Origin of the sequence: Streptomyces sp. NRRL S-118, assembly GCF_000716335.1 — a bacterium.
Lineage (GTDB): Bacteria > Actinomycetota > Actinomycetes > Streptomycetales > Streptomycetaceae > Streptomyces.
The window spans coordinates 216405-228852 of sequence record NZ_KL591013.1 but is presented as its reverse complement, the minus strand read 5'-3'; the positions used below and the strand labels follow the sequence as shown (position 1 = coordinate 228852).

Below are 12448 nucleotides of genomic sequence, written 5' to 3'. Positions count from 1 at the left end.
CATCCTCCCCCGCTGCCCTTCGGGCACCGGGGGAGGCTCCCTCCTCCGCCGTGCTTCCGCCCGCACCGGACCCCGCTCCCTGCTCCGGCCTGGTCCGGAAGACAGGCCCTAGCCCGAACGGCGGGTGATCCGTTGCGGGGCCTCGGCGGGCGGGTTGCACTGCCCACATGAGCAACGAACCGCCGCCCGCCGGCCCACCCCCCGAGGACGACCCGTTCCGCAAGAGACCGGAGGAGCCACCGGCGCCCCCTCCGCCTCCACCGGGCGGTGGCGGGCCGGGGCCGGGCAACCCGTACGGCGGAGGCGCCTCGGACCCGTACCGCGGGGGCGGCGGGCCGTACGGCGGAGGCGGAGGCGGCCCCTACGGTCCGGGCGGTCCCGGCGGATCCTACGGCGGTGGTCCCGGCGGCCCCTACGGGTACGGCGGCGCGGACCCGCTCGCCGGGATGCCGCCGCTCGCCGACTCGGGCAAGCGCGTCCTGGCCCGGCTCATCGACTGGTTCATCGTCTTCGTGCCGCTCGCGCTCATCGGGCTGCCGTTCCGCATCTACGACCGGGTGGGCGACGACGGCGACGTCGCGGACGTGTGGCGGGGAGACGGCGGTCAGTGGGTCCTGCAGCTCATCTCCATCGTGGCGTACGTCGCCTACGACACCATCATGACGGCGAAGCGCAACGGGCAGACGCTCGGCAAACAGCTGATGGGTCTGCGGGTCGCGATGCTCAACGACGGCAGCGTGCCGAACGCGAACTCCGCGCTGACGCGGGCGATGGTGCTGTGGCTGCCCGCGCTGATCTGCTGCGCCTGTCTGTGGCCGCTGCTGCTGCTGGTCCTCATCCTGCTCGACAAGCCGTACAAGCAGGGTCTGCACGACAAGGCGGCCAGGACGGTCGTCGTCTCAACGACGCAGTGAGTGCTCCTCGGCGTGAGCACGCGGGCGCGGCACCCGCGGGGCCGGCCGGCCCGGGGCCCCGTCGGCGGCGGTCCCGGCGGCCGCCCGGGCCCTCCGGGGCGCCGGCACGCTCAGCGTGACCAGGACACCCAGCAGGAGCGAGACCACTCCGACGAGCGCGACGCCGAGCCCGGTGGTGGTGCGGGAGAACAGCAGCAGGGCGACGGTCGAGAAGACGACGGTGGCCGAACCGTAGGCGAGCTGTGCGGCAGTCGGACGCGGCATGACGGATCCGTCCTCAATGCATCGGTAGGAGTGACTCGCAACTCGGTCGCGCTATCCAACGACTCTACGACGGTGGATTCCCGAGAGGAACCGGTAGTAAGCGTGACCTAACCCACGGTACCGGTGCATGGGGGGCGCACAGAATCACGGCCTATGCCAGATGGCCGGATCAGGGCGCCCGTTGACGCGAACCGCCGTCGGGATGGACTTCACCCAGGGGAGGACCGCAGCAAGTGACTCACAGGACCCGCGTGTTGTGCGCAGCCGCCGTGCTGCTGACGCTGGCGGCGGCCCCGGTGCCGGAGCCCCCGCCCGCCACCGGACCGCCCCCCGCCGCGGCCCCGGCGGGCGCCCACGACGACGCCGCCCACGGCACCGCCGAGGGCGAGCACGACGGACACGTGATCGACGGCCCCTACAGCGCCCGGCAGCGGCTGCAGCGACAGGCCGCGCTGGAGCAACTCCTCGCCGGCCGCGCCAGGCTGGAGCGGCGCGGCGGCTCGCGGGTGGTCAGGCTCGGCGACCGCAAGTACGTCGAGCTGGGCCGTGAGCGCACCGACCGGATCTTCACGATCCTGGTGGAGTTCGGCGACAGGGTGGACGACTCCACGATGTACGACCCGGACGGCCCGGGCGGCCCCGAGCCGGCGGTCGTGAAGTACGGCGGTACACCGGGCCCGCTGCACAACCGGATACCGCGACCGGACCGCACGAAGGACAACTCGACCGACTGGCGCCCGGACTACGACCGTGAGCACTTCCGGAACCTGTACTTCGGCGAGGGCGACGGCGTCGAGTCGCTCAAGACGTACTACGAGCGGACCTCGTCGGGCCGCTACTCCGTCGAGGGCGAGGTCTCGGACTGGGTGAAGGTGGAGTACAACGAGGCCCGTTACGGCTCCAACTACTGCGGCAACAACAACTGCCCCAACGTGGAGGACCTGGTCCGCGACGGGGTGGCCGCCTGGGTGGCCGGCGAGAAGGCCGCGGGCCGCACCGACGCCCAGCTCGCGGAGCAGATGGCGCGGTTCGACGCGTGGGACCGGACCGACCACGACAACGACGGGGTCTTCGAGGAGCCGGACGGCTACGTCGACCACTTCCAGATCGTGCACGCCGGCGAGGACGGCTCGGCGGGCGGCGGCGCCCAGGGCTCCGACGCGCTGTGGGCGCACCGCGGCTACGCGTACAGCAGGGACGACGGCGACCGGGGCCCGGCGGGGTTCAAGGCGGGCGGGGTGCCGGTCGCCGACACCGGCGTCTGGGTCGGCGACTACACCATGCAGCCGGAGAACGGCGGCCTGGGCGTCTTCGCCCACGAGTACGCGCACGACCTGGGCCTGCCGGACCTGTACGACACGAGCAACGTGCCGGGCGTGGAGAACTCGGTCGGCTTCTGGTCGCTGATGTCGTCCGGGTCCTGGCTGGGCACCGGCAAGGAGTCGATCGGGGACCTGCCGGGGGACATGACCGCCTGGGACAAGCTCCAGCTCGGCTGGCTGAACTACGAACGTGCGGAGGCGGCGACCGCGTCCACGCACACGCTGGGCGTCTCGGCGCTCAACACGAAGCGGCCGCAGGCGCTGGTGGTGGAGCTGCCGGAGAAGACCGTCACCACGACCGTGGTGCGCCCGGCCGAGGGCGCACGCCAGTGGTGGAGCGACCACGGCGACGACCTCTCCCACACGCTCACCCTCGCCCGCCCGGTCGACCTGACCGGCCGGACCCGTGCGGCGCTGACCCTCGACGGCTGGTGGGACATCGAGAAGGACTACGACCACCTGTACGCACAGGTCTCGACGGACGGCGGCGCGAGCTGGCGGACGATCGACGGCACGGCGGACGGCCGGCCGATCCCGCGCGACGGCGGCGACAAGCCGGCGCTGACCGGTGTGTCGGGCGCGTACCGGAAGCTGGTGTACCCCCTGGACGCGTTCACCGGCCAGGAGATCGGCATCCGCTTCCGCTACCGCACGGACGGCGGCGTGTCCGGCATGGGCTTCGCGGCCGACGGCATCGCCGTCACGGCGGACGGGGTCACGCTCGTCGCGGACGGGGCCGAGAGCGCCGGCACCACATGGGTCGCGCGCGGGTTCTCGCGGGTGGGCGAGTCGGTCACCGGGGTGTTCGCGCAGTTCTACCTGGCCGAGAACCGGCAGTACGTCTCGTACGACCGGACCCTGGAGGTCGGGCCGTACAACTTCGGCTTCGGCAGGCCGAGGGAGAACTGGGTCGAGCACTACGCCTACGGGCCGGGCCTGCTGATCTGGCAGTGGGACACCTCGCAGCGCAACAACAACGTCTCCGAGCACCCGGGGCAGGGACTGCTGCTGCCGGTGGACGCCCACCCGGATCCGATGCGGTGGACGGACGGCACGCCGGTGTCCAACAAGATCACCCCGTACGACGCGGCGTTCAGCCGCCTCCCGACGCCCGGATTCACCCTGCACAAGCAGGACGTACCGCTGTACATCCCGCCGCAGAAGGGCAATCCGGTCTTCGATGACCACAAGGGCGTGTACTGGTCCGCGGAGAACCGGTACGCCGGTGTGCGCACCACCGACACGAACACCCGCATCGCGATCGTCGCGCAGCCGGGGAACGGCGCCACCCTCACCGTGGAGGTGGGTCCTTCGGTACCGTGAGACCCGCTGACCTGCGTCTGCTCCCGCCGGGCGGCCGCCACCCGAACTCCGGGTGGCGGCCGCTCGGTTCGTCCGGAATGCGGATCACGCGTGGCGCATAGTGGCTTGGTCTGTCCAAGTCAAGATCTGTCTTTTCTCCCGTTCATCCGGTCGAATGTCGTCACTTATGGCGCGACTCCGCACGCGGATAACACTTCGACCCCCCATCCGCGGATCGCGGGCGCGGGGAGGACATTAAGTGACCAGCAGACGACGCGCGTTCAGGGCGTCCGCGGTGATCGTGGCCCTGGCCGCCACCGCCGCGACCGCCTCGGCCCTCACCACGGCCCAGGCAGACAACCGGCCCACCGACGGCATCGAGCGCCACGACCCGGCGCCCGGCGCACACGAGGCCCACGGGGCCCCGGGGCACGACCACGCCGCGAAGGTCGACCACGACCTCGACGGCCCGTTCAGCAAGCAGCAGGCCCAGGCGCGCGAGGCCGCGCTGGAGCAGGTGCTGGCCGGCGACCTCAAGGTGGAGCGCAGGGGTGCCTCCAAGGTCGTCAAGCTCGACGACAAGAAGTACGTCGAGCTGGGCCGTGAGAAGACGGACAAGATCTTCACCATCCTGGTCGAGTTCGGCGACAAGGTCGACAACACGACGCTCGTCGACCGTGCGGACGACGACACCACCGAGCCGAAGCCGAAGTTCGGCGGCACGCCCGGTCCGCTGCACAACCGGATAGCCGAGCCGGACCGTTCGAAGGACAACTCGACGGCCTGGCAGAAGGACTACAACCGGCAACACTTCCAGGACCTGTACTTCGGTACGGGCAAGGACAAGAAGACCGGCCAGCAGAAGCACTCGCTGAAGACCTACTACGAGAGGACCTCGTCGGGCCGCTACTCGGTCGACGGCGCCGTCTCCGACTGGGTCAAGGTCGAGTACAACGAGGCCCGTTACGGCTCCAACTACTGCGGCAACAGCAACTGCGCCAACGTGTGGGACGCCGTCCGCGACGGTGTGACCGCGTGGACCGCGCAGCAGAAGGCGGCCGGCAGGACCGACGCCGAGATCAAGGCGCAGCTGGCCCAGTACGACCAGTGGGACCGCTACGACTTCGACGCCGACGGCAACTTCAACGAGGCCGACGGCTACATCGACCACTTCCAGATCGTCCACGCCGGTGAGGACGAGTCCGCGGGCGGCGGCGCCCAGGGCTCCGACGCGCTGTGGGCCCACCGCTGGTACGCGTACGGCACCGACGCCGGCAAGACCGGCCCGGCCAACAACAAGGCCGGCGGCACCCAGATCGGCAGCACCGGCATCTGGGTCGGCGACTACACGATGCAGCCGGAGAACGGCGGCCTCGGCGTCTTCGCCCACGAGTACGGCCACGACCTCGGCCTGCCGGACCTGTACGACACCTCCGGCAAGGCGGGCGCAGAGAACTCGACCGGCTTCTGGTCCCTGATGTCGTCCGGCTCCTGGCTCGGCCTCGGCAAGAACGAGATCGGCGACATGCCCGGCGACATGACGTCGTGGGACAAGCTGCAGCTCGGCTGGCTGAACTACGAGAAGGCCAAGGCGGCGACCAAGTCGAAGCACACCCTGGGCGTCTCGGAGTACAACACCAAGAACCCGCAGGCCCTCGTCGTCGAGCTGCCGAAGAAGAAGGTCACCACCCCGGTCGTGAAGCCCGCCGAGGGCGCCACGCAGTGGTGGAGCGACATGGGTGACGACCTCAAGAACACCCTCACCCGCTCGGTCGACCTCACCGGCAGGACCAAGGCCGAGCTGACGCTCGACGCCTGGTGGGACATCGAGAAGGACTACGACTACCTCTACACCGAGGTGTCGACCGACGGTGGCAAGCAGTGGACCGCGCTCGCCGGCACGGCGAACGGCAAGGCCATCCCGGCGGACGCGAGCGGCGCCCCGGCGCTGACGGACGTCTCCGGCTCCTGGCAGAAGCTGGCCTTCCCGCTCGACGCGTACGCGGGCAAGAAGGTCGACCTCCGCTTCCGCTACCAGACCGACGGCGGCGCGGGCGGCAAGGGCTTCACGGCCGACGCCATCACGCTCACGGCGGACGGTGCCCCGGTCTTCTCGGACAACGCCGAGAACGGTGACAACGGCTGGACCGCGAAGGGCTTCTCCCGGATCGGCGCCTCCTTCACCAACGAGTACGAGCAGTACTACATCGCCGAGAACCGGCAGTACGTCTCGTACGACGGCACCCTGAAGGTCGGCCCGTACAACTTCGGCTTCGCCGCGCCGAAGGACAGCTGGGTGGAGCACTACCCGTACCAGACCGGTCTGCTGATCTGGCAGTGGGACACCTCCCAGAAGGACAACAACACCGCCGTCCACCCCGGCGAGGGCCTGATCCTGCCGATCGACGCCCACGCCAAGCCCATGAAGTGGGCCGACGGCACGCTGCTGCGCAACCGGATCCAGGCGTTCGACTCGCCCTTCAGCCGGTACCGGACGGACAGCTTCTCGCTGCACAAGGCCGACGTGCCGCTGCGGATCAAGAGCCAGTCCGGTGTCCCGGTCTTCGACGACCGCAAGGGCGTCTACTGGTACGAGGAGACCGCGCGTGCGGGTGTCAAGGTAACTGACACCAACACCAGGATCTCGATCGTGAAGCAGCCGAAGAACGGCCGCACGATCACGGTCCAGGTCGGCCCGTCGACGAAGTAGACCCTGTCGTCGCAGGTCAGAGCATGATCGGCCGTCGCCCCCTAGCGGGCGGCGGCCGATTCTGTTTAGGTGCGTGGGGGCCCGTTCCTATTGACAGACCATCTCACGGGGGAGTGGTTCAGCATGCCCGGTGGAGGCTTCACCAAATTGCCCGGCGGCAACGTCGTGGTCGCGATCGGCCTGCCCAGCCCGGTCGGCGACGGCTCGACGGTGCGGATCCTGGTCCACGCGGCCAACCGCGCCCGCGCCCTGACCCGGCTGCGGAACCTGGGCCTGCGCGCCGTCTACCTGCGGGGCAACACCCACCCGCCGACCCCCGACGAGATCACCGCGGTCCTCCACCACCCGGACGGCCTGCTGTGGCGGGCCTCCCCGCAGGCCGGCACGGAGCTCTGGCACCCGATCCGGGCCCTCCTGCCGCAGTCCCGCGCCTGGGAAGCTCCACGGGGCGCCTAGGGGCCTCTCGTGTGGATCCTGCTGGGTTCGTGNTGCTGGGCTCGTGGTGTCCGGACACCGCACCTCGCGGCGTTGTCGTCGGTCGCCCATGCTCCGTAGTGGCTCCCTCCTCCGCCTTGCGATGCACGGCGCCGGACGCCACTCCCCGATCCAGCCCGATCCAGCCCGATCCACACGACAGACCCCGGGGCCTTCCCGGCTCCTGCCGGACCGGCGCGGCTCCCTGCGGCTCGGGCTGTCAGACGACCGGCTTGCCGGTCAGTTCGACGCCCGCCGCGCGCAGCTCGTCCAGGGCGCGCTGGGTGGTCTCCGCGGAGACGCCCGCCGTCAGGTCCAGGAGCACCTGGGTTCCGAAGCCCTCGCGGGCCGCGTCCAGCGCCGTGGCGCGCACGCAGTGGTCCGTGGCGATGCCCACCACGTCGACCTCGCTCACCTCCCGCTCGCGCAGCCACCGCGCGAGCGGGACGCCGTTCTCGTCCGCGCCCTCGAAGCCGCTGTACGCGGCCTCGTACGCGCCCTTGTCGAAGACCGCGTCGATCGCGCCCGAGGCGACCGCGGGGGCGAAGTTCGGGTGGAAGCCCACGCCCTCCGTACCGGCCACGCAGTGCCGCGGCCAGGAGCTGACGTAGTCGGGGGTCTCGGAGAAGTGGCCGCCCGGGTCGACGTGGTGGTCCCGGGTGGCCACCACGTGCCGGTACACGGCCCCGGCGGCCTCGCCGATCAGGTCCGTGATGGCGGCGGCGACGTCCGCGCCCCCCGCCACCGCGAGGCTGCCGCCCTCGCAGAAGTCGTTCTGAACGTCCACGACGATCAATGCGCGGTGCATGGCGGGTGTCCTTCGGTGGTGGGGGAGCGGTCGACGGCCGGCTTCGGTCGGGGATGCCACCGAGCCTAGAGACTTCGCCCGCCCGGCGGGAGGGGGCCCGGCGGACCGCCCCGCCGGCGGTCGCCGGTCAGAGGTACTCCGTCGGGATGACGGGCTCGCCGCGCGAGAGCTGCGTGGCCGACATCGGCAGCCCCGCGCGCGCCGCGATGTGCCGCTCGCGCGCCGCGTCCAGCGGCTCGCGGGCCACGATCTCGCCGCCCTTGACCAGTTCGGCCAGGAGCTGGCGGCCGGCGAGCTCCGGCGGGACCGGGCCCGTGCCGACGACCTCCGCCTCGGCGGTCCCGTCCGCACCGGGGCGCCGCGCGGCCCACTTGCGGCCGCCGATCGACATCTTGCCGCCCAGCGACTTCTTCGCCACCGGCTGCAGCGGGGCCCGCGGGTCCGCGGACTCGGCGCGGGCGACGAGCTTGTACACCATGGAGCAGGTGGGGTGGCCGCTGCCGGTGACCAGCTGCGTACCCACGCCGTACGCGTCCACGGGCGCGGCCGCCAGCGAGGCGATGGCGTACTCGTCCAGGTCGGAGGTGACGATGATCCGCGTGTCGCGCGCGCCCAGCTCGTCCAGCTGCTGGCGCACCCGGTGCGCGACCAGTAGCAGGTCGCCGGAGTCGATGCGCACCGCGCCCAGCTCGGGCCCGGCCACCTCCACGGCGGTGCGCACCGCCTCGGCGACGTCGTACGTGTCGACCAGCAGCGTCGTCCCGCGGCCCAGGGACTCCACCTGGGCGCGGAAGGCGTCGCGCTCGGTGTCGTGCAGCAGCGTGAAGGCGTGCGCGGACGTGCCCACGGTCGGGATGCCGTAGCGGAAGCCGGCCGCCAGGTCGGAGGTGGAGTCGAAGCCGCCGACGTACGCGGCGCGGGCCGAGGCGACCGCGGACAGCTCGTGCGTGCGGCGCGCGCCCATCTCGATCAGCCGCCGGCCGCCGGCCGCCGAGGACATCCGGGAGGCGGCGGCCGCGATGGCCGAGTCGTGGTTGAGGATCGACAGGACCACCGTCTCGAGCAGCACGCACTCGGCGAAGGAGCCCTCGACGCGCAGGATCGGCGAGCCGGGGAAGTAGACCTCGCCCTCGGGGTAGCCCCAGATGTCCCCGCTGAAGCGGTAGTCCGCCAGCCAGGCGAGGGTCGGCTCGTCGACGATGCCGTGTTCGCGCAGGAACCCGAGGACGCCCGCGTCGAAGCGGAAGTTCTCCACGGCGTCCAGGACGCGGCCGGTGCCGGCCACGACACCGTAGCGGCGGCCCTCCGGCAGGCGCCGGGTGAAGACCTCGAAGACCGAGCGCCGGTCGGCGGTCCCGCCCCGCAGCGCCGCCTGGAGCATGGTCAGCTCGTACTGGTCGGTGAAGAGCGCGGTAGACGGCACGTCCACCGGCAGCCCAAGATCCGCAGCATTCATACGACGATGCTACCCCGAATACTCGTCAGAGTGACGATTTCTCTGAACGCCGTTTGCCCGGCCGGTTTGTGCGACCCCCCACCCCCAGTGGCAGCATTGGCTGAGTGAGTGTTGCTCCTACTGAGATCGAACGCCCCGAAGCGGCCGAAGAGTCGTTCGCCGTCGCCGAACCCGACGTGCCGTGGGTGACGATCGTGCACAACGATCCGGTCAACCTCATGAGCTACGTGACGTACGTGTTCCAGGCGTACTTCGGCTACTCCAAGGACAAGGCGCACAAGCTGATGCTCGACGTGCACCACAAGGGCCGGGCCGTGGTGTCCAGCGGCACCCGCGAGGAAATGGAGCGAGACGTGCAGGCGATGCACGGGTACGGGCTGTGGGCGACGCTCTCCCAGGACCGCGGCTGATGAGCGGGCACTTCGAGGCGCTGCCGGGCGGCGGCGCGGCCGTCCCCCTCGACGAGGTCGAGGTCTCCATCCTCCGCTCCCTGGCGGTGCAGCTGCTGGAGCTGATCGGCCCCGGCGACCAGCCGGCCCAGGGTGAGGACCCGCTGGCCGCGCTGTTCCGCGACGGCCCGAGCGAGCCGCCGGCCGACCCGGCGCTGGCCCGGCTCTTCCCGAACGCGTACGCGGACGACGACGAGGAGCTGCGCGCCGCCTCCGCCGAGTTCCGCCGCTTCACCGAGAACGATCTGCGCGCCCGCAAGCGCCAGGACGCCGTCGCCGTGGTGCGGAGCCTCGACGCGCTCGGCGTGGCGGGGGAGGGCGGCGCGGTGCTGAAGCTGTCCGCCGAGGACTCCCGCCACTGGCTCGGCGCGCTGAACGATCTGCGGCTGACCATCGGCACCCGGCTGGAGGTCACCGACGAGGACGAGAACGACGACCTCTACCGGCTGCCGGACTCCGACCCGCGCAAGCCGATGGTGATGGCGTACCTCTGGCTGGGTGCACTGCAGGAGACGCTCGTCGAGACGCTGATGCCCTGACCCTCGCCGGGTCCACCGCGGCGATCATGTTCGCTCAGCGGACGCTCAGATCCGCATAACGATCAGATTACCAAGACGCCCCTCTTTGGTTGAAAGAGGGGCTTTTTGGCCTGCTTTCCTCCATCTCGATCACGAGTGCGATCGTGGTAAATCTTCACGATCGCCCGGGAACGCCACCCATGTCCCCGGGTGCGCTCGGGCCGGCGGACCGCCGGTGGCACTCCATCCATATCCGGGGGGATCAGCGTGGAGAAAGGCGCACCAGAACCATGACCTCAATGCAGGTCGACCAGCACGACAACGCGTCCGGCAAGGCCGCGGCCGCCGACGGCGAGGGCTACCAGCGAGGCCTCGGCGCCCGTCAGATCCAGATGATCGCGATCGGCGGAGCCATCGGCACCGGGCTCTTCCTCGGCGCGGGCAAGGCCATCTCCAAGGCCGGCCCCAGCCTCATCCTGGCGTACGCCATCGCCGGCCTCGTGATCTTCTTCATCATGCGGGCCCTGGGCGAGCTGCTCATGTACCGACCGGTCTCCGGCTCCTTCTCGGAGTACGCCCGCGAGTTCGTCGGCCCCTTCGCCGGCTTCGTCACCGGCTGGACCTACTGGCTCTTCTGGGTGGTCACCGGCATCACCGAGGTCACCGCGGCCGCCACGTACATGACGTACTGGTGGGACATCCCGCAGTGGGTCTCCGCCCTCGTCTTCACGATCGTCCTGTACGGCGCGAACCTGATCTCCGTGAAGCTCTTCGGCGAGCTGGAGTTCTGGTTCTCGATGGTCAAGGTGACCGCCATCATCGGCATGATCCTGATCTGCGCCGGCATCCTCACCCTCGGCTTCTCCGACGCGGGCGACACCGCCTCCGTGACCCACCTGTGGGCCGACGGCGGCTTCTTCCCCAAGGGCATCGGCGGCACCGTCATGACCCTGCAGATCGTGATGTTCGCCTTCCTCGCCGTCGAGCTCGTCGGCGTCACCGCCGGTGAGTCCAAGGACCCCGAGAAGACCCTGCCCAAGGCCATCAACACGGTGCCGTGGCGCATCGCCGTCTTCTACGTCGGCGCGCTGATCATGATCCTGTCGGTCGTGCCGTGGACGCACTTCCAGCCCGGCGTCTCGCCGTTCGTCGCCGCCTTCGAGCAGATGGGCCTCGGCGTCGGCGCCGCGATCGTGAACTTCGTGGTGCTGACCGCCGCCCTGTCCTCCTGCAACTCGGGCATGTACTCCACCGGCCGCATGCTGCGCGACCTCGCCCTCAACGGGCAGGGCCCGGCGCTCTTCACCCGGCTGACGAAGTCGGGCACGCCGCTGATCGGCACCACCTTCTCGGCCGGGCTGATGCTGGTCGGCGTGTGGATCAACTACCAGTGGCCCGGCGACGCCTTCGAGAAGGTCGTCTCGTTCGCCACCATCTCCGGCATGTGGGCCTGGATCATGATCCTGGTCTCGCAGATCCGCTACCGGGCCAGGGCCGACCGCGGTGAGCTGCCGCAGTCCTCGTTCAAGGCGCCCGGCGCCCCCTACACCAGCTGGTTCGCCCTGCTGTTCATCCTCGGCGTCATCGTGATGATGGGCGTCGACGAGGAGGCCCGGGTCTCGCTGTACTGTGCCCCGCTGTGGGCCCTGATCCTGGGCGTGTCCTACCTGGTGCTCAAGGCGCGCAACCCGGAGAACGCGTCCTTCAAGCGGTAGAACCGCGGACGCCTCCCGGCGCCGTCCAGCATATGGGCCCGCCCGTACCAACCCTCGGTACGGGCGGGCCCCTCCGCTTATCCTGATGCCCATGCTGACCATCACACGGGCCCTCTACGACCAGATCGTCGCGCACGCACGCGAGGACCACCCGGACGAGGCCTGCGGCGTGGTCGCGGGCCCGGCCGGCTCGGGCCGCCCCGAACGCTTCATCCCGATGCTCAACGCCGCCCGCTCGCCCACCTTCTACGAGTTCGACTCGGGCGACCTGCTGAAGCTCTACCGCGAGATGGACGACCGCGACGAGGAGCCGGTCGTCATCTACCACTCGCACACCGCCACCGAGGCCTACCCCTCGCGGACCGACGTCTCGTACGCCAACGAGCCCGGCGCGCACTACGTGCTCGTCTCCACGGCGGACACCGACGGGGCGGGGCCCTTCCAGTTCCGCTCGTACCGGATCGTGGACGGCGAGATCGCCGAGGAAGAGGTCGAGGTCGTCGACGCCTACTGAGG

At 70.5% G+C, this 12448-nt stretch carries 11 protein-coding genes; 8 read left to right on the top strand and 3 right to left on the bottom strand.

Annotated elements, in window-relative coordinates; all coding sequences use genetic code 11:
- The first annotated feature begins 167 nt into the window (after positions 1 to 167).
- Complete coding sequence (locus IH00_RS0122395) at positions 168 to 914, top strand: RDD family protein (RefSeq protein ID WP_031076334.1); 747 nt, start codon at positions 168 to 170, stop codon at positions 912 to 914.
- Here IH00_RS0122395 and IH00_RS0122390 read toward each other — a convergent pair.
- The gene (locus IH00_RS0122390; protein ID WP_031076332.1) at positions 900 to 1178 is read right to left on the bottom strand and encodes a hypothetical protein; all 279 of its coding nucleotides are present in this window, start codon (positions 1176 to 1178) and stop codon (positions 900 to 902) included. The genes IH00_RS0122395 and IH00_RS0122390 overlap by 15 nt on opposite strands.
- A 233-nt stretch (positions 1179 to 1411) precedes the next feature.
- On the opposite strand from IH00_RS0122390, the gene IH00_RS0122385 reads away from it, so the two are divergent.
- The 3 genes from IH00_RS0122385 (at position 1412) to IH00_RS0122375 (ending at position 6968) form a co-directional block, all read left to right on the top strand.
- A complete protein-coding gene (locus tag IH00_RS0122385; protein ID WP_039947294.1) occupies positions 1412 to 3823 on the top strand; it encodes an immune inhibitor A domain-containing protein in 2412 nt (803 codons plus the stop codon).
- A gap of 238 nt (positions 3824 to 4061) precedes the next feature.
- Positions 4062 to 6512 (top strand): immune inhibitor A domain-containing protein, encoded by a 2451-nt coding sequence (locus tag IH00_RS0122380; protein ID WP_031076330.1) that lies wholly within the window; start codon positions 4062 to 4064, stop codon positions 6510 to 6512.
- Between the two features lie 123 nt (positions 6513 to 6635).
- Complete coding sequence (locus IH00_RS0122375; RefSeq protein WP_039947293.1) at positions 6636 to 6968, top strand: hypothetical protein; 333 nt, start codon at positions 6636 to 6638, stop codon at positions 6966 to 6968.
- 238 nt (positions 6969 to 7206) lie between these two features.
- On the opposite strand, the gene IH00_RS0122370 is transcribed toward IH00_RS0122375, so the two are convergent.
- Positions 7207 to 7794: an isochorismatase family protein gene (locus IH00_RS0122370; RefSeq protein ID WP_031076327.1), complete on the bottom strand. Its 588-nt coding sequence runs from the start codon at positions 7792 to 7794 to the stop codon at positions 7207 to 7209.
- A 127-nt stretch (positions 7795 to 7921) separates the two neighbouring features.
- A complete protein-coding gene (locus IH00_RS0122365) occupies positions 7922 to 9250 on the bottom strand; it encodes a nicotinate phosphoribosyltransferase (protein ID WP_031076325.1) in 1329 nt (442 codons plus the stop codon).
- A gap of 104 nt (positions 9251 to 9354) precedes the next feature.
- Between IH00_RS0122365 and clpS the strand changes: the two genes are divergently transcribed.
- From clpS to IH00_RS0122345, 4 genes are all read left to right on the top strand, one after another.
- On the top strand, positions 9355 to 9660 hold the full coding sequence (clpS, locus tag IH00_RS0122360) for an ATP-dependent Clp protease adapter ClpS (RefSeq protein ID WP_031076323.1): 306 nt from the start codon (positions 9355 to 9357) through the stop codon (positions 9658 to 9660).
- Positions 9660 to 10238 carry a DUF2017 domain-containing protein gene (locus tag IH00_RS0122355; RefSeq protein ID WP_031076321.1) on the top strand — a complete coding sequence of 193 codons (579 nt, stop codon included), beginning with the start codon at positions 9660 to 9662 and terminating at the stop codon, positions 10236 to 10238. The genes clpS and IH00_RS0122355 overlap by 1 nt, the downstream gene beginning before the upstream one ends.
- A 269-nt stretch (positions 10239 to 10507) precedes the next feature.
- Positions 10508 to 11932: an amino acid permease gene (locus tag IH00_RS0122350; protein WP_031076319.1), complete on the top strand. Its 1425-nt coding sequence runs from the start codon at positions 10508 to 10510 to the stop codon at positions 11930 to 11932.
- A gap of 91 nt (positions 11933 to 12023) precedes the next feature.
- A complete protein-coding gene (locus IH00_RS0122345; RefSeq protein WP_031076317.1) occupies positions 12024 to 12446 on the top strand; it encodes a M67 family metallopeptidase in 423 nt (140 codons plus the stop codon).
- Positions 12447 to 12448 lie beyond the last annotated feature (2 nt).

Coding starts and splice junctions, on each gene's coding strand:
- IH00_RS0122365 (WP_031076325.1), bottom strand. CDS start 9,250: ATGAATGCTGCGGATCTTGGGCTGCCGGTGGACGTGCCGTCTACCGCG.
- IH00_RS0122355 (WP_031076321.1), top strand. CDS start 9,660: ATGAGCGGGCACTTCGAGGCGCTGCCGGGCGGCGGCGCGGCCGTCCCC.
- IH00_RS0122375 (WP_039947293.1), top strand. CDS start 6,636: ATGCCCGGTGGAGGCTTCACCAAATTGCCCGGCGGCAACGTCGTGGTC.
- IH00_RS0122395 (WP_031076334.1), top strand. CDS start 168: ATGAGCAACGAACCGCCGCCCGCCGGCCCACCCCCCGAGGACGACCCG.
- IH00_RS0122370 (WP_031076327.1), bottom strand. CDS start 7,794: ATGCACCGCGCATTGATCGTCGTGGACGTTCAGAACGACTTCTGCGAG.
- IH00_RS0122350 (WP_031076319.1), top strand. CDS start 10,508: ATGACCTCAATGCAGGTCGACCAGCACGACAACGCGTCCGGCAAGGCC.
- IH00_RS0122390 (WP_031076332.1), bottom strand. CDS start 1,178: ATGCCGCGTCCGACTGCCGCACAGCTCGCCTACGGTTCGGCCACCGTC.
- IH00_RS0122345 (WP_031076317.1), top strand. CDS start 12,024: ATGCTGACCATCACACGGGCCCTCTACGACCAGATCGTCGCGCACGCA.